The sequence below is a fragment of the Streptomyces sp. NPDC047049 genome (genome assembly GCF_040643995.1).
In the GTDB taxonomy this organism is placed as follows: Bacteria; Actinomycetota; Actinomycetes; order Streptomycetales; family Streptomycetaceae; genus Streptomyces; species Streptomyces mooreae.
The window spans coordinates 251,654-273,933 of record NZ_JBEYVM010000007.1 but is presented as its reverse complement, the minus strand read 5'-3'; the positions used below and the strand labels follow the sequence as shown (position 1 = coordinate 273,933).

The 22,280-nt window shown below is 71.7% G+C and carries 19 protein-coding genes; 16 read left to right on the top strand and 3 right to left on the bottom strand.

All coding sequences use genetic code 11. The features are described from left to right. Nucleotides 1-36: 36 nt before the first annotated feature. From ABZ851_RS19215 to ABZ851_RS19200, 4 genes are all read left to right on the top strand, one after another. Nucleotides 37-1,047 (top strand): ABC transporter permease, encoded by a 1,011-nt coding sequence (locus tag ABZ851_RS19215; RefSeq protein WP_336054602.1) that lies wholly within the window; start codon nucleotides 37-39, stop codon nucleotides 1,045-1,047. Further along, entirely contained in the window at nucleotides 1,044-2,189 is a 1,146-nt protein-coding gene (locus ABZ851_RS19210) for an ABC transporter ATP-binding protein (protein ID WP_361128740.1), read from the top strand. The genes ABZ851_RS19215 and ABZ851_RS19210 overlap by 4 nt, the downstream gene beginning before the upstream one ends. After that, nucleotides 2,186-3,343: a dipeptide ABC transporter ATP-binding protein gene (locus ABZ851_RS19205; protein WP_361128737.1), complete on the top strand. Its 1,158-nt coding sequence runs from the start codon at nucleotides 2,186-2,188 to the stop codon at nucleotides 3,341-3,343. Before ABZ851_RS19210 ends, ABZ851_RS19205 begins: the two co-directional genes overlap by 4 nt. A 109-nt stretch (nucleotides 3,344-3,452) precedes the next feature. Continuing rightward, the gene (locus ABZ851_RS19200) at nucleotides 3,453-4,862 is read left to right on the top strand and encodes a M1 family metallopeptidase (protein WP_361128733.1); all 1,410 of its coding nucleotides are present in this window, start codon (nucleotides 3,453-3,455) and stop codon (nucleotides 4,860-4,862) included. 16 nt (nucleotides 4,863-4,878) lie between these two features. Here ABZ851_RS19200 and ABZ851_RS19195 read toward each other — a convergent pair whose 3' ends face one another. Further along, on the bottom strand, nucleotides 4,879-5,514 hold the full coding sequence (locus ABZ851_RS19195) for a trimeric intracellular cation channel family protein (protein WP_361128730.1): 636 nt from the start codon (nucleotides 5,512-5,514) through the stop codon (nucleotides 4,879-4,881). A 96-nt stretch (nucleotides 5,515-5,610) separates the two neighbouring features. On the opposite strand from ABZ851_RS19195, the gene ABZ851_RS19190 reads away from it, so the two are divergent. Together ABZ851_RS19190 and ABZ851_RS19185 are read left to right on the top strand one after the other, a co-directional pair. Further along, nucleotides 5,611-6,459, top strand: coding sequence for a thioesterase family protein (locus tag ABZ851_RS19190; protein ID WP_361128727.1), 849 nt, complete (start codon nucleotides 5,611-5,613; stop codon nucleotides 6,457-6,459). Nucleotides 6,460-6,649: 190 nt separating this feature from the next. Further along, nucleotides 6,650-7,819: a cysteine desulfurase family protein gene (locus tag ABZ851_RS19185; RefSeq protein WP_361128724.1), complete on the top strand. Its 1,170-nt coding sequence runs from the start codon at nucleotides 6,650-6,652 to the stop codon at nucleotides 7,817-7,819. On the opposite strand, the gene ABZ851_RS19180 is transcribed toward ABZ851_RS19185, so the two are convergent. Beyond that, the gene (locus tag ABZ851_RS19180; protein WP_361128942.1) at nucleotides 7,816-8,610 is read right to left on the bottom strand and encodes an N-acetylmuramoyl-L-alanine amidase; all 795 of its coding nucleotides are present in this window, start codon (nucleotides 8,608-8,610) and stop codon (nucleotides 7,816-7,818) included. The two genes, ABZ851_RS19185 and ABZ851_RS19180, sit on opposite strands and share 4 nt — an antisense overlap. A 45-nt stretch (nucleotides 8,611-8,655) precedes the next feature. Here ABZ851_RS19180 and mnmA point away from each other — a divergent pair, with 45 nt between their 5' ends. Continuing rightward, a complete protein-coding gene (gene mnmA / locus ABZ851_RS19175) occupies nucleotides 8,656-9,786 on the top strand; it encodes a tRNA 2-thiouridine(34) synthase MnmA (RefSeq protein ID WP_361128721.1) in 1,131 nt (376 codons plus the stop codon). Between the two features lie 164 nt (nucleotides 9,787-9,950). Here the strand turns inward: mnmA and ABZ851_RS19170 are convergent, their stop codons facing one another. Beyond that, the gene (locus ABZ851_RS19170) at nucleotides 9,951-10,718 is read right to left on the bottom strand and encodes a DUF4232 domain-containing protein (RefSeq protein ID WP_361128718.1); all 768 of its coding nucleotides are present in this window, start codon (nucleotides 10,716-10,718) and stop codon (nucleotides 9,951-9,953) included. A 406-nt stretch (nucleotides 10,719-11,124) separates the two neighbouring features. Here ABZ851_RS19170 and ABZ851_RS19165 point away from each other — a divergent pair, with 406 nt between their 5' ends. The 9 genes from ABZ851_RS19165 to ABZ851_RS19125 all read left to right on the top strand — a co-directional run bounded on the left by ABZ851_RS19165 (nucleotide 11,125) and on the right by ABZ851_RS19125 (nucleotide 22,124). Next, nucleotides 11,125-11,841 (top strand): VC0807 family protein, encoded by a 717-nt coding sequence (locus ABZ851_RS19165; RefSeq protein WP_361128939.1) that lies wholly within the window; start codon nucleotides 11,125-11,127, stop codon nucleotides 11,839-11,841. 557 nt (nucleotides 11,842-12,398) lie between these two features. Next, nucleotides 12,399-13,775, top strand: a complete 1,377-nt coding sequence (gdhA, locus tag ABZ851_RS19160) for an NADP-specific glutamate dehydrogenase (RefSeq protein ID WP_361128715.1) — start codon at nucleotides 12,399-12,401, stop codon at nucleotides 13,773-13,775. Nucleotides 13,776-13,959: 184 nt separating this feature from the next. After that, a complete protein-coding gene (locus ABZ851_RS19155) occupies nucleotides 13,960-14,502 on the top strand; it encodes a TIGR00730 family Rossman fold protein (protein ID WP_361128712.1) in 543 nt (180 codons plus the stop codon). A 45-nt stretch (nucleotides 14,503-14,547) separates the two neighbouring features. Beyond that, nucleotides 14,548-15,237, top strand: a complete 690-nt coding sequence (locus ABZ851_RS19150; protein ID WP_361128709.1) for an SDR family oxidoreductase — start codon at nucleotides 14,548-14,550, stop codon at nucleotides 15,235-15,237. A 132-nt stretch (nucleotides 15,238-15,369) separates the two neighbouring features. Further along, a complete protein-coding gene (locus ABZ851_RS19145) occupies nucleotides 15,370-16,383 on the top strand; it encodes a methionine synthase (protein WP_361128707.1) in 1,014 nt (337 codons plus the stop codon). 31 nt (nucleotides 16,384-16,414) lie between these two features. Then, complete coding sequence (ligA, locus tag ABZ851_RS19140; RefSeq protein ID WP_336050119.1) at nucleotides 16,415-18,631, top strand: NAD-dependent DNA ligase LigA; 2,217 nt, start codon at nucleotides 16,415-16,417, stop codon at nucleotides 18,629-18,631. A gap of 156 nt (nucleotides 18,632-18,787) precedes the next feature. Next, nucleotides 18,788-20,896 (top strand): bifunctional diguanylate cyclase/phosphodiesterase, encoded by a 2,109-nt coding sequence (locus tag ABZ851_RS19135; RefSeq protein WP_311622812.1) that lies wholly within the window; start codon nucleotides 18,788-18,790, stop codon nucleotides 20,894-20,896. 143 nt (nucleotides 20,897-21,039) lie between these two features. Then, complete coding sequence (locus ABZ851_RS19130) at nucleotides 21,040-21,192, top strand: hypothetical protein (RefSeq protein ID WP_361128703.1); 153 nt, start codon at nucleotides 21,040-21,042, stop codon at nucleotides 21,190-21,192. A 113-nt stretch (nucleotides 21,193-21,305) separates the two neighbouring features. Beyond that, nucleotides 21,306-22,124 (top strand): methyltransferase domain-containing protein, encoded by an 819-nt coding sequence (locus ABZ851_RS19125; RefSeq protein ID WP_361128700.1) that lies wholly within the window; start codon nucleotides 21,306-21,308, stop codon nucleotides 22,122-22,124. The last annotated feature ends 156 nt before the right edge of the window (nucleotides 22,125-22,280 follow it).

Sequence of the window (22,280 nt, the reverse complement as noted above, 5' to 3'; positions counted from 1 at the left end):
TGGTGAACCGGCCCGCGGCGCCGACGCCGCATCCCCGTGTTCTCGTACATCATCCGCAGGTTGATCAGCGCAGTGGTCCTGCTGCTGATCGTCAGCGCGGTCACTTTCGGCATCTTCTTCCTGCTGCCGAAACTGGCCGGGCAGAGCACCGACCAGCTTGCCCAGCAGTACATCGGAAAGGCCCCCACGCCCGCGGACATCGCCGCGGTCAAGAAGAATCTCGGCCTGGACAAGCCCGTGTACGAGCAGTACTGGGATTTCCTCAAGGGCATTTTCGTCGGCGTCGACTACAAATTCGGTCCGGAAGCGGCCAAGTGCCATGTGCCGTGCTTCGGTTACTCCTTCAAAACCCATATCGAGGTCTGGCCGGAGATCCAGAACCGGCTTCCGGTGACGCTCTCGCTGGCCGCCGGCGCGGCCGTGCTGTGGGTCGTCTCCGGTGTCGCCACCGGTGTGCTCTCCGCGCTGCGCCCCGGCTCGTTCTTCGACCGGATGGCCATGGGCGTCGCGCTGGCCGGCGTCTCCCTCCCGATGTTCTTCACGGGAGCTCTGGCCCTGGCCCTGTTCACCTACCAGTGGCCGATCTTCGAGCGCAGCGACTACATCTATCTCACGGAAGATCCGTTCGGATGGGCCCGGACCCTGGTCCTGCCCTGGGTCACCCTGGCCTTCCTCTACTCCGCGCTCTACGCCCGGCTCACCCGGGCGGGCATGCTGGAGACGCTGAGCGAGGACTACATCCGTACGGCCCGCGCCAAGGGCCTGCGCGAGCGCAAGGTGGTCGTCCGGCACGGCCTGCGGGCCGCGCTCACCCCGATCATCACGGTCTTCGGCATGGACCTGGGCCTGCTGCTCGGCGGTGCGCTGATCACCGAACAGGTCTTCTCGCTCAAGGGGGTCGGCGCCTTCGCCGTCGAGGCGATCAACGCCAACGACCTCCCGAACATCCTCGGCGTCACCCTGCTCGCCGCGTTCTTCATCGTCATTTGCAACCTGGTGGTGGACGTTCTGTACGCCGCCGTCGACCCGCGGGTGAGGCTCTCGTGACCGACTCCTCCGAGGACAAGACCGAGGCCGCCGTGGGCGAACCCACCGCGGCCGGCTCCCGGCCCCCCTCCGCCTTCCTCGAAGTGCGGGACCTGAAGGTGCACTTCAACACCGACGACGGCATCGTGAAGTCCGTCGACGGCCTGAACTTCACCCTGGAGAAGGGCAAGACGCTCGGCATCGTCGGCGAGTCCGGCTCCGGCAAGTCCGTGACCTCGCTCGCCGTCATGGGCCTGCACCGCGCCTCGCGCCAGCAGCGCAGCAAGGTGAACATGTCCGGCGAGATCTGGCTGGACGGCAAGGAACTGGTCGGTGCCGAGCCGGACGAGGTGCGCCGGCTGCGCGGCCGCGAGATGGCGATGATCTTCCAGGACCCGCTGTCCGCGCTGCACCCCTTCTACTCGGTCGGCAGCCAGATCGTGGAGGCCTACCGCGTCCACAACGACGTGGACAAGAAGACCGCGCGCAAGCGGGCGATCGAGATGCTGGACCGGGTCGGCATCCCGCAGCCCGACAAGCGGGTGGACGACCATCCGCACCAGTTCTCCGGCGGTATGCGCCAGCGCGCCATGATCGCGATGGCGCTGGTCAACAACCCGGAGCTGCTGATCGCGGACGAGCCCACCACCGCCCTGGACGTCACCGTCCAGGCGCAGATCCTGGACCTGATCCGCGATCTGCAGAAGGAGTTCGGCTCGGCGGTCATCATCATCACCCACGACCTCGGGGTGGTCGCCGAACTCGCCGACGACCTGCTGGTGATGTACGGCGGACGGTGCGTCGAGCGCGGCCCGGCCGAGAAGGTCTTCTACGAGCCCCAGCACCCCTACACCTGGGGACTGCTCGGCTCCATGCCGCGCATCGACCGTGACCAGACGGACCGGCTGATCCCGGTGAAGGGCTCCCCGCCCAGCCTGATCAACGTCCCGTCCGGCTGCGCCTTCAACCCCCGTTGCCCGTACGCGGACGTGCCCAAGGACAACCTCACCCGCACGGTCCGCCCCGAACTGCGCGAGGCCGGCAGTGGGGGCACCCCCGCCAATGGGGGCGTAGCCGACGGGGGAGGGCACTTCTCCGCCTGCCACATGTCGCAGGAGGAGCGGGAGCGTATCTGGACCGAAGAGATTGCGCCGAAGCTGTGACCGAGACGACTGACGACCAGAACAAGAAGATTCCGCTCCAGAAGACGGCGGACACCCCCGCGGAGCCTGCCGCAAAGACCGCCTCCGACGACGGGCCGCTGCTGCGGGTCCGGGGTCTGGTCCGGCACTTCCCGATCACCAAGGGCCTGCTCAAGCGGCAGGTCGGGGCGGTGCAGGCGGTCGACGGCATCGACTTCGACGTCCGTCCCGGGGAGACCCTGGGCGTCGTCGGCGAGTCCGGCTGCGGCAAGTCGACGATGGGCCGGCTGATCACCCGGCTCGACGAGCCGACCGGCGGCTCCATCGAGTTCCAGGGCCAGGACATCACCCACCTGTCCCCGGGCCGGCTGCGGCCGATGCGCCGGGACGTCCAGATGATCTTCCAGGACCCGTACGGTTCGCTGAACCCGCGGCACACCATCGGCGGGATCGTCTCCACCCCCTTCCGCCTCCAGGGCGTCGAGCCCGAGGGCGGGGTGAAGAAGGAGGTGCAGCGGCTGCTGGAGCTGGTGGGCCTGAGCCCGGAGCACTACAACCGCTACCCGCACGAATTCTCCGGCGGCCAGCGGCAGCGCATCGGTATCGCCCGCGCGCTGGCCCTCAAGCCCAAGCTGGTGGTCGCCGACGAGCCGGTCTCCGCGCTCGACGTGTCGATCCAGGCGCAGGTCGTCAACCTCATGGACGACCTGCAGGAGGAGCTGGGCCTGACGTACGTCATCATCGCCCACGACCTCTCGGTCATCCGGCACGTGTCGGACCGGATCGCGGTGATGTACCTCGGCAAGATCGTGGAGCTGGCGGACCGCAAGGGGCTCTACGAGTCGCCGATGCACCCGTACACCAAGGCCCTGCTGTCCGCGGTGCCGGTGCCCGACCCCAAGCGGCGCACCCAGCGCGACCGGATCCTGCTCAAGGGCGATGTGCCCTCGCCGATCAACCCGCCCTCCGGCTGCCGGTTCCGCACCCGCTGCTGGAAGGCGACCGAGGTGTGCGCCACCACCGAGCCGCCGCTGGTCGCGCTGCGCACGGGGCACCAGGTGGCCTGCCACCACCCGGAAACCGCAGAGAACGCAGCGGACGCAGCGGTCGCAGCGGACACAGCAGGCTCCAAGGACACCGGACCGGCGGGCGGTCAGGCCGTAACCGGCAAGTAACACTTGGGACTTGGCAAAGTCCTGGGCGCAAAGCGGCGGGAGAGTGCAGAGTCAGCACGGTTGTTCGATCTTGAGGCGAACTTCATCCGTGTGTCCGAAGGGATGGCTCATGGCACTCTCCCGTTCCGCACGTCGCACCTCCCGCTGGCTCGCACTGGCCACCGCGGTGGCCTCGGCCGCCACTCTCGCCGCCGCACCCGCCGCGTCCCCCGGCGCCCCCGGCGTCGGCGACCCGTACTTCCCCGAGCTGGGCAACGGCGGCTTCGACGCCCTGCATTACGACCTCGGGGTCAGCTACCACCCCGACAGCGGCCGCCTCGACGGCCGCACCACGCTCACCGCCAGGGCCACCCAGAACCTCTCCGCCTTCGACCTGGACCTGCAGAAGCTGACGGTCGACTCGGTCCGGGTGAACGGCCGGCGGGCGCACTTCACCAGATCCGGCGACGAGATATCCGTACGCCCCGACTTCCCGCTGCGCCACGGCAGGAAGTTCACCGTCACCCTCGCCTACCACGGTGTCCCCAAGTCGCTGAGCGGCCCGATCGTCTTCGGCTCCGACTACGGCTGGATGAAGACCAAGGACGGCGTCTTCGTCGCCTGTGAGCCGAACGCCGCCTCGACGTGGTTCCCCTCCAGCGACCACCCCGGCGACAAGGCCACCTACGACATCCGCATCGACGCCCCCAAGGGCCTGACCGGTGTCTCCAACGGGCGCCTGGTCAGCTCCGGCCAGGCGCACGGCCGCTCTTACGCCCACTGGCGCGAGAGCCGCCCGATGGCGACGTACCTGGCCACCGCCACCATCGGAAAGTTCGATGTCCGCACCGGCACCACCCCCGGCGGCACGCCCGTCTACGTCGCCACCGATCCGGCCCTGCCCACCGGGACCGTCGATGTCTACGGCCTCACCTCCGAGGTCACCGACTACTGGTCGAAGGTCTTCGGCCCGTACCCCTTCGAGGAGACCGGGGCGATCGTCGACGACATGCCGCAGGCCGGCTTCTCGCTGGAGGTGCAGTCCAAGCCCGCCTACTCGGCCGTGCGCAGCGAGGGGACCATCGTTCACGAGGTGGCGCACCAGTGGTTCGGTGACTCGGTCTCCGTCAAGCAGTGGAAGGACATCTGGCTCAACGAGGGCTTCGCCAGCTACGCACAGTGGCTGTGGAACGAGCACCGCGGCACCCTGAGCGCCCATGACGCCTTCCGCAGGGCGTACGACGCCCGGCCGGCGAGCGACGCCTTCTGGAAGGTGAAGGTCGCCGATCCGCAGCGGGACACCATGTTCGCCCAGGCGGTCTACTCCCGGGGAGCGATGACGCTGCAGGCGCTGCGCGAGCGGATCGGGGACCGGGCGTTCTTCACGCTGCTGCCGGCCTGGACCTCCGCGCACCGTTACGGCAACGCCGACACCGCCCAGTTCATCGCGCTCGCCGAGAAGATCTCCGGGCAGCAGCTCGACGACCTCTTCACCACGTGGCTGAAGACGGACAGCAAGCCGGCGCCGCCGGCGAACTGAGCACCGGCCGCCGCGGTCAGCCGGGCTCCTGCTGCCCGCGGCGGTCGCGGAGCTGCTGCGACCGCGGCAGGTGCAGTCCGAGGTAGACCGCGCTCATCCGCAGTGCGAACACCACCCCCGCCGAGATCGCCGCGGCGGGGGTGGCCCCGACGCCGAGCCGGTACAGCAGGAGGTAGCAGCAGCCGCCGGCCAGCGCGGCGATCGCATAGACGTCCTCCCGCAGCAGCAGCGGCGGGAACTCCCCGCACAGCACATCGCGGATGACCTCGCCGGCGACCCCGGTCAGCACCGCCAGGATGATCACGGCGAGCGGGGTGGCGCCCGCTTCGATCGCGGCGCGGGCGCCGATCACCGTGACCACGGACAGCCCGATCGCGTCGACCACCAGCAGGGATTTGTGCGGCAGCTGCCAGAACCGCAGATAGATCATGGTGCCGACGCCCACGCAGATGATCAGGGTCAGCAGCACCCAGTCGTGCGTCCAGTACAGCGGCCGCCGGTCGAGGATGACATCGCGCAGCGTGCCGCCGGAGATCGACGCGGCGAAGGCGAGCACCAGACCGCCGAAGGGGTCCATATTGGCGCGATAGGCGGCCAGCACCCCGCTCGCGGCGAAGGCGGCCACACCGACCAGGTAGAGGACGTGAAGCATGGCGCTCATCATCGCAGGCGCGGAAGGAATGCCTCCGTTCGAGGCCGTTAAAACTGACACTACCGGTCGGTAACTATCCGGTGTAGCGTGCAACCCATGGCTCTGGTGAACCGAGGCAACAGCGAGTTCGACCGCGATACGGCGGTCACCCGCCGCGCCCCCGGCGTCTATGACGCCCACCTCTCCGCCGGCTGGACGATCATCCAGGCGGTCAACGGCGGCTACCTCCTCGCCCTCATGGGCCGCGCCCTGGGCGACGCCCTCCAGCACCCCGACCCGCTCTCCGTCACCGCGCACTACCTGACGGCCTCGGTCCCCGGCCCCGCCGTGATCCGTACCGAGGTGGTCCGCAGCGGCCGCACGATGTCGACCGGCACCGCCAGTCTCGTCCAGTTCGCGGAGGACGGCAGCGAGGTCGAGCGGCTGCGGGTGCTCGCCGCGTACGGCGACCTCGACGCGCTGCCCGACGACGTCCGCACCACCGCCAAGCCGCCGGCCATCCCGCCGTACGAGCACTGCCTGGCGGCCGACAGTGCCCCCGGGGGCCGCCCCGCCATCTCCGGCAGCACCGCCATCACCGAACGGCTCGCGCTCCGCCTGGACCCGGCGACGGCGGGCTGGGCCGTCGGTGCCCCCTCCGGCAAGGGCGAGATGCGCGCCTGGTTCGGCCTCGCCGACGGCCGCGAGCCCGACCCGCTCTCCCTCCTGCTGACCGTCGACGCCCTGCCGCCCACCGCCTTCGAGATGGGGCTGTCCGGCTGGGTGCCCACCGTCGAGCTGACCGCCCACATCCGCCGGCGCCCGGCGCCCGGTCCGCTGCGGGTCGCCATCACCACCCGCAATCTGGCGGGCGGTTTCCTGGAGGAGGACGCCGAGGTCTGGGACTTCGAGGACCGACTGGTCGCCCAGTCACGGCAGTTGGCGCGGGCGGTGCTGCAGGAGTAGCGGGGCGGGCGGGCCCGCCGCCCGCCCGCAGGCAGGGCCGTGGCGAACGGCGCCGGCAAACGGGAGCCGCCGGTCCCGCGCACCGCTCGCACAAGGCCGGTACCGGACGTCCGGCGGCGCCCCGCCGCTCCCGCGCGCTGCGCATGCGCCCCCGGAGCCCGCCGGGACGGCTCGTAGAATCGTGCGCACCATGGTTTACCTCGACCACGCCGCCACCACCCCGATGCTTCCCGAGGCGGTGCAGGCGATGACCGCCCAGCTGACCGTCACCGGCAATGCGTCCTCGCTGCACGCCGACGGCCGGCGGGCCCGGCGTACCGTCGAGGAGGCGCGCGAGTCCCTTGCCGTCTCGCTCGGCGCGCGCCCCAGCGAGATCGTCTTCACCGCCGGCGGCACCGAGGCCGACAACCTCGCGGTCAAGGGCCTGTACTGGGCGCGCCGGGCCGCCGATCCGGCCCGTACCCGCGTCCTCGCCAGCCCCGTCGAGCACCATGCGGTCCTCGACGCCGTGGAATGGCTCGCCGAGCACGAAGGCGCCCGCGTCGAATGGCTGCCGGTCGACACCTACGGGCGGGTGCACGCCGGGGCGCTGCGCGAGGCCATCGCCCGCAACCCCGCAGACGTCGCCCTCGCCACGGTCATGTGGGCCAACAACGAGATCGGCACCCTCCAGCCGGTCCGCGAACTGGCCGAGACCGCCGCGGAGTTCGAGATCCCGCTGCATGCGGACGCGGTGCAGGCGTTCGGCCAGCTGGAGGTCGACTTCGCCGCCTCCGGGCTCGCCGCGATGACGGTCTCCGGCCACAAGATCGGCGGACCGTACGGCATCGGCGCGCTGCTGCTCGGCCGGGAGTACGCCCCGGTGCCGGTGCTGCACGGCGGCGGCCAGGAGCGGCACGTACGCTCCGGCACCCTCGACACCCCCGCCATCGCCGCCTTCGCCGCGGCCGGCCGGTACGCCGTCGCCCACCGCGAAGACTTCGCCCGCGACATCGGGGCGCTGCGCGACGACCTGATCAAGGCCGTACGCGCCGCCGCCCCCGACGCCGTCCTCGGCGGCGACCCGGACCCCGCGGGCCGCCTCCCGGCCAATGCCCACTTCTCCTTCCCCGGCTGCGAGGGCGACTCCCTGCTGCTCCTCCTGGACGCCCAGGGCATTGCCTGCTCCACGGGCTCCGCCTGCACCGCGGGCGTCGCCCAGCCCAGCCACGTCCTGCTGGCCACCGGCATGTCCCCGGAGCTCGCCCGCGGCACCCTGCGGTTCTCGCTGGGCCACACCTCCACCGCACAGGACGTGGCGGCGCTGGCGGAGGCCATCGGCCCGGTCGTGGAACGGGCGCGGAGCGCGGGGCTGAGTTAGGGGGTCTGTGCGGGCCGGCCCGAGCCAGGGGCCTGTGCGGGCGGGGCCGAGCCGGCGGGCTTGGGACGGCGGTGCAGCTCGGCCCGTACGAGCCCCAGATACCGGTCCCAGTCCCAGTGCTTTCCCGGATCGGTGTGGTCGGTCCCCGGTACCTCCCCGTGCCCCACGATGTGCTCCCGGTCGGCCGGGAAGCCGTAGCGCCGGCATATCCCGGCCGTCAGCCGCGCCGACGACGCGTACATGGCAGCCGTGAACGACTCCGGCCGGTCCACGTACCCCTCGTGCTCGATCCCGACGCTCCGCTCGTTGTAGCCGCGGTTCCCCGCATGGAACGCCACGTCCAGCTCGCGGACCGTCTGCGCGACGTGCCCGTCCTTCCGGACCACGTAATGGGCGGCGGCCTCGTGAAACGGGTTCCGGAAGACATCCAGCGCGGTCGCATAGCTGCCCTGGACGACATGGATGACCACCCGGTCGATCCCGTAGTCCGCCGGCCGGTCGGCCCGCCGGTAGTTCTCCGGGGACGCCGCGACCCACTGCGCGCCCCGGAAGTCCACCGCGCCCGCCGTGCGCGGCTTCTCGTTCCACGGCAGCCGCCACCACCAGCGCGCCGGCTCACCGCCCGCCACGAGCGCCGCGACCCCGGCGGCCACCGCCCCGCCGCCCCCGATCCACAATGCCCGCCGACGGGTGAGGCCGGGCCCGGCCCCCTGGCCTTCGCGCTGCTCACCGCCGCTTTCGCCGGTGCTTTCCCCGCCGCTGTCCCCGTCCCTTTTCCCCATGCGCTCCATAACGCTTTCGGGCCGGTCGGCGGTTCCGTCTACCCTGGACACGCTATGACTGATGACGCACCCCGCCGCCTCCGCGTACTCGCCGCCATGTCCGGCGGTGTCGACTCCGCCGTTGCCGCGGCCCGCGCCGCCGAGGCAGGCCATGACGTGACGGGCGTGCACCTCGCGCTCTCCGAGAACCCGAAATCGTTCCGCACCGGCGCCCGGGGCTGTTGCACGATCGAGGATTCGCACGATGCCCGCCGCGCCGCCGACGTCATCGGCATCCCCTTCTACGTCTGGGACCTCGCCGAACGCTTCCGTGCGGACGTCGTCGACGACTTCATCGCCGAGTACGAGGCCGGGCGCACCCCGAACCCCTGCCTGCGCTGCAACGAGAAGATCAAGTTCGCCGCGCTCCTGGACAAGGCCCTGGCGCTGGGCTTCGACGCCGTCTGCACCGGCCACTACGCCACGGTCGTCCTGCGCGAGGACGGCACCCGCGAGCTGCACCGCGCCTCCGACATGGCCAAGGACCAGTCCTACGTCCTCGGCGTCCTCGACGACCGTCAGCTGGCGCACGCCATGTTCCCGCTCGGCGACACCCTCACCACCAAGGCCGAGATCCGTGAAGAGGCCGCCCGCCGCGGCCTGTTCGTCGCCAAGAAGCCGGACAGCCACGACATCTGCTTCATCGCCGACGGCGACACCCAGGGCTTCCTCGCCAAGCGGCTCGGCACGGCTCCCGGCGACATCGTCGACGAGGCCGGTGCGGTCCTGGGCACCCACGAGGGTGCGTACGGCTTCACGATCGGCCAGCGCAAGGGCCTGCGCATCGGCCACCCGGCCCCCGACGGCAAGCCGCGCTACGTCCTCGACATCTCCCCGGTCGACAACACCGTCACGGTCGGCCCGGCCGGCTCCCTCGACGTCACGGCCCTGACCGCGATCCGCCCCCGCTGGTGCGGCCGCCCCCCGACGGCCGGCCCCGCCCCGTACACCGCCCAGCTCCGTGCCCACGGCGGCGAGAGCGAGGTCACGGCGGAGGTGGTGGACGGCACCGAACTCCGGGTGACCTTCGCGGAGCCCGTCCGCGGCGTGGCCCCCGGCCAGGCGATCGTCCTCTACGACGGCAGCCGGGTGGTCGGCTCGGCCACCATCGCCACTACGGAGCGACGGGTGCGGGCCGGGGCCTGAGGGCTCTCCCGTCATCCCCGGCGTCAATCCCCGGCCAATCCCCGGTGCCGACGCGGAAAGTCCGCTGTCCGGGTGCATGTGCACCGGGACAGCGGACTTTCCCGGCTCCGTGCCGGCGGGGGGTCTCGCCGGGCGGAGAGCGGTGAGAGGCGGTGCCGAGGGGGTCAGCCGATGGGGTTGACGAAGGTGCCCGGGTGGGTGGCGCTCCGCTGGTCGACGAGGGTGCCCCAGGGCCACTTCACGGTCAGCGAGGTGGTCTCGTTGGGCGGGGTGACGTCGGCGAAGGCGGGCTGGTAGAAGCCGGTCTCTTCCTTGGTCATGGCGACGTTGAGCGTGAAGTCGGTGCTGTCCCCGGGCTGCAGGGTGATCGAGCTGAACTTCTTCGACGAGCGGGCCAGCGACCAGCGCTCGCCGCCGTTCTCGGACTTGAGGTCCACGCCGGGGAAGCCGCCGATCTTGCAGGCGCTGCTGCCCTTGTTGGTCAGGACGATGCTGGTGGTCGTGCCGCCGCTCGCGTCCGGGTCCGGGGCCGCGTCTTCGCCCGTGGCGAATGCGGCCGTCAGGCCGGAGGTGTGGCAGCGCTGGACGCCCGAAACCGCCCCACCGCCGCCCGCGGCGTGCGCGCCGCCCGGCTGCTTGGCCGCGGCGTCGGCCTTGGTGCCGGAGCCGGCCTGGGCGCCGGAGCCCGCCTGAGCACCGGAGCCCTGAGCACCGGCGCCCTGGGCATCGGAGTCCTGCGCTCCGGTGGAGGAGCCCGCGCCGCCGGCGGCGGAGACCGCGCCCGCGTCGGTGCGGCCGGCGGGCTTCGCGGCGGAGGCGTCCGCGCCGGAGCAGGCGGTCAGGGTGAGGCCGGCGGCCGCGGTCAGGGCCGCGGCGGCAAGGCGCAGGGTGCGGCGGCGGCGAGCGGTGCGGACAGTGGCGCTGGAGCTCATGACGGGTCCCCCGGGGCAGTCGGTGTCGTTGTTCCTCGGTACGTCACCCACTCTGCTCGGGGCCGCTATCGCCGGCCTGCCGCGGCGCTAACGTCCGGCTAACACCGGTGTGCGCAGCGGAAAGACGCTCAGGAGAATCCGAAGAACCGGGCGCGACCGGCTGGTTCGCCGCCCACATCTGACAAATGTCATGCAGAAGTGAGGACAGTCGAAACTGTTGCGGTGCCCGGCGCTGCCCGAAGCTGAAGACGTCGAAGAAAGTCGCCGTTCAGAGAGCAATGTGGGGGAGTCCGCCGTGCACCGGAGCCAGAGCGAGAGCGAGAGCCGGCGCCCGAGCCGGGACCAGGCCCGGGAGCAGATCCGGGCGCAGGGGCAGGTCGCGGACGGTGTGCCGCCGAATCCGCTCGTGCAGAGCCTGTTGCCGCTGGTCCTGGACGTGGGGATTCCGCTGGCGTCGTACTACGTCCTGCGCAACGGTTTCGGGCTCGGTGAGGTCGCGGCGCTGGGCTGGAGCAGCGTGGTGCCGGCATTGCGTACGGTCTGGGGCCTGATACGGGGCACCGGCGTCAACGGCCTTGCGCTGCTGATCCTTGTCGTCAACGTCGTGGGCCTGGCGCTGAGCACGATGACCGGCGATCCGCGGCTGATGCTTGCCAAGGACGGCGGGGTGAGCAGCGTCGTCGGCATAGCCATGATCGTCTCCGTGTTCCTGGGGAAGCCCCTGATGACCGCCGGCCTCAAGCCGTTCGTGACGAAGGGGAGCGCGGCGAAGAACGCGGCCTGGGACCGGCTGTTGGCCGGGTCCGCGCGCTTCCGGCGGGCGGAGCGAAGGTTCTCGCTGATATGGGGGACCACGCTGCTGACCGAATGTGTGGCGCGGGTGATCGGCGCCTACACCGTCCCGGTGCACACGATGGTCTGGCTGGGGACGGTGCTGACGGTGGTCGCCATCCTGCTGGCGATGGTCGTCGCTGGGGGCAGCTGCGCCGAGCCGATGGAGAAGATGGTCCGGGCGGAAGCGGAGCGCGTCGGCGGCCACCAGGACGGTCAGACGCCGGCGGACGGGGCGGGCGTGGCTGCCGCTGTGCCGGTGGTCACCGTGCCGTCCGGCGCCGGAAGCTGAAGCGCACAGGGGCCCCGCGGCCGGGCCGGCCGGGACCAGCCGCATCACGGGGGTGGGCTGGACCCGGCCGGCCGATGAGTCGGCCGACGCTTTCGGGGGCGGTGAGGGGCGTGACGGAAATGACGGGCATTGTCCGGTCCGTCGGGGTCCGTGGAGGGGTGGGTGGGGTCCCCGGGGCTGGTGAGCCGCGAGGAGACGGTCCGGCGGTCAACTGTGAGGTGTTGCACAGCGCCCGCCGCAGCGGGGGCGCGCGGGGCGGGGAGTGCTGCCGGCTGGGCTGTTCCTGGTGCTCTGACCTGCGGGGATGAGGCGGGGGAGAGGCGCGCCCGGGGCGTCAGCGGGTTGGCGGGATTGCGTAAGGGAACGGCGTGTCGCGCATCCCACAGTCGATCGACGGGGTGCCGCCCATAAAGTCGGCAACGCGACGGGACGTCAAAGGTTGCCGGGTCGAGGAGTGGTGACGATAAGGACTCACAAGGAGTTGTTGCACTTGTGAGGGCTCGTCAGGGTCCGGACCGCAGACGGCCACTCCGCGGCCACGAAGGGAACGGAAGTCAATGTCGACTGTTCAATCTGAGGTCAATCCCGGTATTCATCGGACCGGGCCGGCATCTCTGTACGCCGAGCTGGTCCGGCGAAATCCCGGGGAGCCCGAGTTCCACCAGGCGGCTCTTGAGGTGCTGGAGACGCTGGCCCCCGTGCTGACGGCCCGCCCGGAGTTCGCCGAGGCGAAGATCCTGGAGCGGATCTGCGAGCCGGAGCGGCAGGTCATGTTCCGGGTCCCCTGGCAGGACGATTCCGGAGCGATTCACGTCAACCGGGGATTCCGGGTGGAATTCAACAGCGCGCTCGGCCCGTACAAGGGCGGTCTGCGCTTTCATTCGTCCGTGAATCTGGGAATCGTGAAGTTTCTCGGCTTCGAGCAGATCTTCAAGAATTCCCTGACCGGGTTGAACATCGGCGGCGGCAAGGGCGGCAGCGACTTCGATCCGCACGGCAAGTCGGACGCCGAGGTCATGCGCTTCTGCCAGTCGTTCATGACGGAGCTGCACCGTCATCTCGGCGAGCACACGGACGTACCGGCGGGCGACATCGGCGTCGGCGGCCGGGAGATCGGCTACCTCTTCGGCCAGTACCGGCGGATCACCAACCGCTGGGAGCCCGGTGTGCTGACCGGCAAGGGGCTGGCCTGGGGCGGTTCCAAGGCCCGCACGGAGGCCACCGGCTACGGCAATGTGCTGTTCACCGAGCAGATGCTCAAGCAGCGCGGCGAGGAGCTGGACGGGCAGCAGGTGGTGGTCTCCGGGTCCGGCAATGTCGCGATCTACACCATCGAGAAGGCGCAGGCGCTCGGCGCCAACGTGCTGACCTGCTCGGACTCCGGCGGCTATGTCGTCGACGAGAAGGGCGTCGACCTGGCGCTGCTGCGGCAGATCAAGGAGGTCGAGCGCGGCCGGATCAGCGAGTACGCCGAGCGGCGCGGGGTGTCCGCCAAGTATGTGCCCGGGGGGCGGGTGTGGGACGTCGCGTGTGACGTCGCGCTGCCGTCGGCGACCCAGAACGAGCTGGACGAGGACGCCGCCCGGATTCTGGTCCGTAACGGCGTCAAGGCGGTCTCCGAGGGCGCCAACATGCCGACCACCCCGGCGGCGGTGACGCTGCTCAAGGAGGCCGGAGTGGCCTTCGGGCCCGGAAAGGCCGCCAATGCGGGCGGTGTGGCGACCAGTGCGCTGGAGATGCGGCAGAACTCCTCGCGCGAGGCATGGTCCTTCGAGCGCACGGAGGGGGAACTCGCGACGATCATGCGCTCGATCCACCACCGCTGCTACGAGACCGCGGAGCGGTTCGGGCTGCCCGGTGACTACGTCGCCGGCGCCAATATCGCCGGCTTCGAGCGGGTCGCCGACGCGATGCTGGACCAGGGGCTGATCTAGCGGGAGGACACGGGCGGCGGGGCGGGACGCACGGGCACCGCCCCGCCACCGGGCCGGGCCGGGAACGATCCTGCGGCCGGCTCGCCCCGTACGGGCACCGCCCCGCCGCCCGGCCCGTCCCCTGCGGGCCGCCCGCCCCGGCCGGCCCGGCACCGTCCCGCGGCCCCGCTCGTAAGGTGACCGCATGAATATCTGCGTCTTCTGCTCCGCCGCCGACCTCGACGACCGTTATGTCACCCCGTCCCGCCAGTTCGCCGAGCTGATCGGCAAGGGCGGGCACGCGCTGGTCTGGGGCGGTTCGGACACCGGCCTGATGAAGGTCATGGCCGACGGGGTGCAGGACGCCGGGGGCAAGCTGATCGGCGTCTCCGTGGAGTTCCTGGCGCACAAGGCCCGTGAGGGCGCCGATGAGATGGTCGTCACCAAGGACCTCGCCGAGCGCAAGGCGCAGATGCTGGCGCGCGCCGACGCCGTCGTCGTGATGGTCGGTGGCACGGGCACGCTGGACGAGGCCACCGAGATCCTGGAGCTGCGCAAGCACGGGATGCACACCAAGCCGGTGGTGCTGCTGAACACCGCCGGTTTCTATGACGGGTTGAAGGAACAGTTCCAGCGGATGGAGGCGGAGGGGTTCCTGCCGGTCCCGCTCACCGACCTGGTCTTCTTCGCGGCGGACGGCGTCGGCGCGCTGGCCTACCTGGAGGAGAAGGCGGGCCTGGTCGCCTGACCGGCGCGCTCCGCGCCCCCGTCGCCGCTCGTTAGGATCGGCCCCATGGGTACGCACTTGATCACGGGCGCAGGGTCGGGCATCGGAGCGGCGGTCGCACGGCGGCTCGCAGCGCGCGGGGAGGACCTGTGGCTGCTGGCGCGCAACGCGGTGCGGGCCAAGGAGCTGGCCGCGCAGTTCCCCGGCGCCCGGACGCTCGTCGGTGACCTCGCCGTGCCCGAGAAGCTGTCCTGGGCGTTCGGACAGCAGCCGCTGCCGGACCGGATCGACTCCCTGGTGCACAGCGCGGGCGTCATCGAACTGGGCGCGGTCGGCGATCTGCCGGCCAAGGCCTGGCAGCGGCAGCTCGCCGCCAACCTGGTCGCGCCCGCCGAGCTCACCCGGCTGCTGCTGCCGCTGGTACGGGTCGCCCAGGGGCACGTCGTCTTCGTCAACTCCGGCGCCGGGCTCCACGCGAACCCCCAGTGGGGCGCGTACGCGGCGAGCAAGCACGGCCTGAAGGCGCTGGCGGACTCGCTGCGGGCGGAGGAGCACGGCAACGGCGTCCGGGTCACCTCGGTCTACCCGGGGCGGACGGCCACGCCGATGCAGGAGAGCACCCACCAGCAGGAGGGCAAGGAGTACGACGCGTCCCGCTGGATCGACCCGGAGTCGGTCGCCACGGCCATCCTCACGGCCGTCGATCTGCCGCGGGACGCGGAGATCAACGACGTGTCGGTGCGGCCCGGCCGGTAACGGCGTGCGCGCGGGCTTCGCCCGGCCGCCCGCCGCGCGGGAGCCGGGCCGCGCGGCGCCCGGGCCCGTACTGCCGTCCGCTGCGCACACCTGGCGCACCCGGCCCGCCCGGCCGCCGCATACCCTGCCTGGGTGAGCGAGAACAGCACGCAGAAGTGGGCCGCGGGCGCGGCGACCGGGATCGGCTCGATGCCGGGTGGTGACGCGCGGGAAGCGGCGAAGACGGTCACCGGATCGCTGGAGGCCTTCCCGTACCTGCCGGAGCTCCCGGCCCGGGGGCCCGGCGCCGACATGATCGGGCGGACCCTGGGGATGCTCGTCGAGGTCTACGGCCATGTGGAGCCCAGCGGCTGGCGGATCAGCGACCGGCCGGGCCGCGACACCCGGCGCGCCCACTCCTGGCTCGGGGAAGACCTCGACGCCCTGGAGGAGTTCACCCAGGGCTACGAGGGCCCGCTGAAGGTCTCCGCGGTCGGCCCGTGGACCCTGGCCACCGCCCTGGAAACACGCAACGGCGAGGCGGCCCTCGGCGATCCCGGGGCCTGCCGGGACCTTGCGGCGTCCCTGGCGGAGGGGCTGCGCGGCCATCTCGCGGACGTCCGGCGGCGGGTGCCGGGCGCCGACGTCGTGCTGCAGCTCGACGAGCCCTCGCTGACGGCGGTGCTCCGGGGACGGGTGAAGACCGCGAGCGGCTACCGCACCCACCGTGCCGTGGACCGGGCGGTGGTCGAGGGCGCGCTGCGTGATCTTGTCGCGGTGGCGGAGGGCGGCCCCGTGGTCGTCCACTCGTGCGCCCCCGAGGTGCCGTTCGGGCTGCTGCGGCGGGCCGGTGTCACGGGCATCTCGTTCGATTTCTCCCTGCTCACCGAGCGTGAGGAAGAAGCGATCGGCGAGGCCGTCGAGGGCGGTACGGCGCTGTTCGCTGGCGTGGTGCCGGGCGTGGACAGCCGATTGTCAGACCCTGCCGGTAGCGTCATGGGTGTCAGGACGCTGTGGCGCAGGCTGGGGCTGACGCCGGGGACTCTGAGCGAGTCCGTGGTGATCACTCCCACGTGCGGGCTCGCGGGCGCTTCGCCCGCTTATGCCCGCTCGGCCCTCGCCCACTGCGCCCGGGCGGCGAGATCACTCGCAGACAACCCTGAGTGACCGCACTCAAGGACCACGGGAGGACAAGACGGTGGCTGGCGAACAGCACGCAGCTCAATCCGACGTGCCCGCGGCGGCGCGGGAGAAGCACGCGCAGCTCGCTGAGCAGATCGAGGAGCACCGCTTCCGGTATTACGTGAAGGACGCCCCGGTCGTCAGCGACGCGGAGTTCGACAGGCTGCTGCGCTCCCTGGAGGCGCTGGAGGACGAGCACCCCGAGCTGCGCACCCCCGATTCACCGACCCAGAAGGTCGCCGGGGCGTACGCCACGGAGTTCACCGAGGTCGAACACCGCGAACGGATGCTGTCGCTCGACAACGCTTTCGACAGCGAGGAGTTGGCGGGCTGGGCCGAGCGGATCGCCGGTGAGCTGGGCGGCGATCCCCGGAGCGCCGGATACCACTTCCTGTGCGAGCTGAAGGTCGACGGCCTCGCGGTCAACCTCACCTACGAACACGGCCGGCTGACCCGCGCCGCCACCCGCGGCGACGGCCGTACGGGCGAGGACATCACGCCCAACGTCCGGACCATCGCCGAGATCCCGCACCGTCTCAAGGGCGACCGGATCCCGGATCTGGTCGAGGTGCGCGGGGAGGTCTACTTCCCGATGGAGAAGTTCCTGGAGCTCAACGAGCGGCTGGTGGCCGAGGGCAAGCCGCCGTTCGCCAACCCCCGTAACGCCGCGGCCGGTTCGCTGCGCCAGAAGGACCCCAAGGTCACGGCCCTGCGCCCGCTGCACATGGTCGTCCACGGCATCGGCGCCCGCGAAGGCCTGGAGATCGACCGCCAGTCGGAGGCCTACGACCTGCTCAAGGGCTGGGGCCTGCCGACGGCCACGCACAACAAGGTCGTCGACTCCCTGGCGGCGGTACGCGAGTTCATCGCCCACTACGGGGACGCCGAGACCCGCCGTACGGCCGTCGAGCACGAGATCGACGGTGTGGTGGTCAAGCTGGACGAGATCCGGCTGCAGGGGCGGCTGGGGTCGACCTCGCGGGCGCCGCGCTGGGCGATCGCCTGGAAGTACCCGCCGGAGGAGGTCAACACCAAGCTCGTCGACATCCGCGTCGGCGTCGGCCGTACGGGGCGGGTCACCCCGTATGCCGTGGTCGAGCCGGTGACGGTGGCCGGCTCGGAGGTGGAGTTCGCCACCCTGCACAACCAGGACGTGGTCAAGGCCAAGGGCGTGTTCATCGGGGACACCGTCGTGATCCGCAAGGCCGGCGATGTCATTCCGGAGATCCTGGGCCCGGTCGTCGATCTGCGGGACGGCAGCGAGCGGGAGTTCGTGATGCCCGCCGAGTGCCCCGAGTGCGGGACGGCGCTGCAGCCCGCCAAGGAAGGCGATATCGACCTGCGGTGCCCCAACGCCCGTGCCTGCCCCGCCCAGATCCGTGAGCGGCTGTTCTATCTGGCCGGCCGCAAATGCCTGGACATCGAGAACTTCGGCTATGTCGCGGCGACGGCGCTCAGTCAGCCGCTGGAGCCCGCCGAGCCCCCGCTCAGGGACGAGGGCGATCTTTTCGGCCTCTCCATCGAGCAGCTGCTGCCCATCAAGTCCTACGTCCTCGACCCCGACTCCGGCCTGCCCAAGCGCGATCCGAAGACCGGCGAGGAGAAGGTCGTCACCTTCTTCGCCAACCAGAAGGGCGAGCCGAAGAAGAACGCCCTGGCCATGCTGGAGAACATCCAGGCGGCCAAGGAGCGCCCGCTGGCCCGGATCATCACGGGCCTGTCGATCCGGCATGTGGGCCCGGTGGCGGCCGAGGCGCTGGCGCGGGAGTTCCGCTCGATCGACCGCATCCGGGACGCGGACGAGACGGAGCTGGCCGCCGTCGACGGTGTCGGAGCGACCATCGCCGCCTCGCTGAAGCAGTGGTTCGCCGTGGACTGGCACCAGCAGATCATCGAGAGCTGGCGGGCCGCCGGCGTCCGGATGGAGGAGGAGCAGACGGGTGAGGAGGGCCCGCGCCCCCTCGAAGGCGTCACCGTCGTCGTAACGGGCACACTTCAGTCACACACCAGAGATGGCGCGAAAGAGGCCCTACAGAACCTCGGAGCGAAGGTGACCGGTTCCGTTTCGAAGAAGACCGGATTCGTAGTGGTGGGCGACAACCCTGGTTCGAAGTACGACAAGGCCATGCAGTTGAAGGTCCCCGTGCTGGACGATGATGGCTTCGCGGTGCTGCTGGAGCAGGGTCCTGACGCAGCGCGAGCGGTAGCTGTCACTCCGCCTGAGGAGGAGTGAGGTGTCACCCCATCGGCGCATACCAGATTGATCCGCGACGCCGGGTCGCATTCGGGCAACCGTCGTCGATCGCTGCCCGTGGCGGCCCTCCGCGGCCTACTGTTGAGGAGTGCGCCTGCCGTGGCGCGGGCACAGCCGGCTGTGAGAGGGATCGGAATGAAACCGACCGACAGCGCCGCTCCGGCGTCGCGGCTCCGGCGGCTCGTCGTGCCCGCGCTGCCCGCGACCATCGTCCTCGTGGCGGGCCTCGCGCTCGCCACGGGCGTCATCGTCACCCTCGGCAAAGGTGACGCGCTGTTCCCCGGCGCCTCCATAGGCTGGTCGCTGGCGATCCTCACCGGCGTCATCGTCGGCCATCTGGTCGCCCTCGGCCGGGACCGCTGGTGGGGCGGCACGGGCTCCGGCGCCGCCCTGTCCCTGGCCGTCCTGCTGCTCTACGGCTGGGTGCCCGCCACCCTCGTCAGCCTCTCCGTCGTCGTCCTGGTCGGCGCCGCCCGGCGCCACCGCTGGCGACAGGCCGTGGTGCACGGTGCCGTGGACATCCTCGGCATCGGCGCCGCGGCGCTCGGCCTCGCCGCGTTCGGCGTGGTCTCCAGCGTCCGCCACCCCTGGGCCCCGCCGGCCTGGAACCTCGCCGTCCTCCCCGAAGTCGTCGTCACCGCCGCCGGCTACCTCTTCGTCAGCCGCGGCCTCCTGTGGGTCAGCCTCGCCCCGCGCACCGGCCAGCTGCCCGCCATCCCCCGAACGGCCGTACTGCGCCAGGCACTCGTCGGCATCGCCCTGCTCGGCATCTCCCCGCTGATCGCCGTCTGCGCCCTCTACGCCCCGCTGCTGCTGCCGCTGTTCGCGGTCCCGCTCATCGCGCTGGACTCCACCCTCTGGATAGCCCGCGCCCGCGCCGAGGAGCAGCTGCGCGACCCGCTCACCGGCCTGCCCAACCGCCAGTGGCTGCTGGAGCGCACCTGGACCGCGCTGGACGACGCCGAGCGCGTCGGCTCCCGCTCGGCGCTGGTCCTCATCGACCTGGACCGCTTCCGCTCCGTCAACGACACCCTCGGCCACCTGGCCGGTGACCGCCTGCTGCTGCAGATCGCCGACCGCCTGCGGCACGCCCTGCCGCGCGGCGCCGAGGCGGCCCGGCTCGGCGGCGACGAGTTCGCCGTCCTGCTGCCCACCACCGACTCCCTCACCAGCTCCCAGCGGGTGGCCCGCTCCCTCGTCGCCGCCCTCGGCTCCCCGCTGGACCTCGACGGCCTGACCCTCGTGCTCGAAGCCAGCGCGGGGGTCGCCGTCTTCCCCGACCACGCCCTCGACGCCGAAGGGCTGCTGCGCCGCGCCGACGTGGCCATGTACCAGGCCAAGCGCGACCGCAGCGGGGTCGAGCTCTACGAGGCCAAACGGGACGGCAACACCCCCGACCGCCTCGGCCTGTTGGGCGATCTGCGCCGCGCCCTGGACGCCGGCGACGTCGAGCTGCACTACCAGCCCAAGGTCGGCTTCGACGGACATGTCGCCGGGCTGGAGGCACTGGTCCGCTGGGTGCATCCGGACCGCGGCCGGGTGCCACCCGACGAATTCATCGCCATCGCCGAGTCCTCCGGGCTGATGCCCCGGCTGACGGAGTACGTCCTCGAAACGGCGCTCGCCCAGGTGGCGCGCTGGCGCGCGATGGGCCTGGAGGTGCCGGTCGCCGTCAATGTCTCCCCGCGCGATGTGCACTCCCCGGGCTTCGCCGGAGCGGTCGCCGCCCGGCTCGCCCGGCATCGCGTCCCACCCGGCGCCCTCCAACTGGAGATCACCGAACACGTCCTGCTGGAGGACCCGCAGCGGGCCGCCGACACCCTCGCCGGCCTCACCGCGCACGGCGTGAAGATGTCGCTCGACGACTTCGGCACCGGCTACTCCTCCCTCGTCCATCTGCGGCGGCTCCCGGTGAGCGAGCTGAAGATCGACCGCTCCTTCGTGGCCCGGCTCGCCGTCGACACCGAGGACGCCGAGATCGTCCGCTGCACCCTCGACCTCGCCCACTCCCTCGGCCTCCTGGTCGTCGCCGAGGGAGTCGAGGACGACGAGACCTGGGAGCGGCTGCGCGACCTCGGCTGTGATGCCGTACAGGGCTGGCTGGTGGCCGCCGCGATGCCACCGGACGAGACCACGGCATGGCTGAGAGCCCGCGGCGAGCGCGGCTGGCAGCGTGCATCGGAGAAGGCCGCCCTGGCGGCGGAGAAGGCCGCCGAGCGCCCTTCGGGACAGGTCCTGAACTGACCCGGCCACCGGCCGTCCCATGTCCCCGTTCCGAAGCAGCTGTACAGACGCCCTCAGCAGTGGTCCGGCCCGAGGAACACGGGCCGTCGGACAGCGGCGAGGCCGGCGTGTCCGGCGGGTCCGGCATGTCCGGCGGGTCCGGCATGTCCGCCGACAGCGATGCGCCGGGCGACGGTGACGTGTCCGCCGGCAGTGATGCCTCCGGCGCGGACGACGCCTCCGCCCCACACCTTCCCCCTGATGAGGCCGAGGTGACGGAGGACGCGGACGAGCCGTCCGGGCCGCAGGCTCCCTAAATGGCCCAGGTGCCCCAGGTGTCTCTGGCGCCCCCAGCGCCCCAGGCGGGCGGTCCCCGCGCGAGAGCGACAACTCCCCTCGCACAGCGGTTCGGTCATGGCATGATCGGCGCATGGGCCAGGGCAACGAGTACCTTCTGGACAACCGGCAGGCCGAGGCGGGCACCCGCTTCGACGCGCTGGCCGCGCTCTTCGACGCCTCGACGTTCCGGCACTTCGAGAAGGCCGGGATCGACGAGGGGTGGCGGTGCTGGGAGGTCGGTGCCGGCGGGCCGACCGTCGCCGCGTGGCTCGCCGGGCGCACCGGGCCCCGCGGGCACGTGCTCGCCACCGACATCGACGTGTCCTGGGCCGGCACGGCCGCCGCCGGGGGAGTCGAAGTGCTCCGCCACGACGTCGCCCGTGACGAGCCCCCAGCGGGCCTCTTCGACCTGATCCACGCCCGCCTCGTCCTCACCCACGTCACCGACCGCGATGCCGCGCTGCGCACCATGGTCCGGGCGCTGCGCCCCGGCGGCCGGCTGCTGATCGAGGACGCCGACCCCGGCCTGCAGCCGCTGAGCTGCCCCGACGAGTACGGCCCCGAGCAGGAGCTCGCCAACCGGCTGCGCGGCGGCTTCCGTCAGCTGCTGCGGCAGCGCGGCGCCGACCTCGCCTACGGGCGCAAGCTGCCGCGGCTGCTGCGTGAGGCCGGCCTCACGGACGTCGAGGCCGACGCCTACTTCCCGATCGCCTCGCCCGCGTGCGACGCCCTGGAAGCGGCCACGGTCCACCAGGTGCGCGACAAACTCCTCGCCGCGGGTCTCGCCACCGACGACGAGATCGAGCAGCACCTCGCCAACATCGCGGCCGGGCGTCTCGACCTCGCCACCGCACCGATGATCTCGGCCTGGGGCCGCCGGCCCGTGGAAGACAGCCCCGGCCGTGCCTAGCCACACCGCGCCGCCCCTCCTCCCCGGCCCCTCCCGCCCGGACCCCTGCCCGGGTGTGCCGCCCCGGCGCGCCCAGGGCCGCGTCGCCCTCCGCGGAGGGTGAAACCGGCCCCGGTCCGGCGCTCACCGCCGCCCCCGGCGAAACGGTTTCGCGGC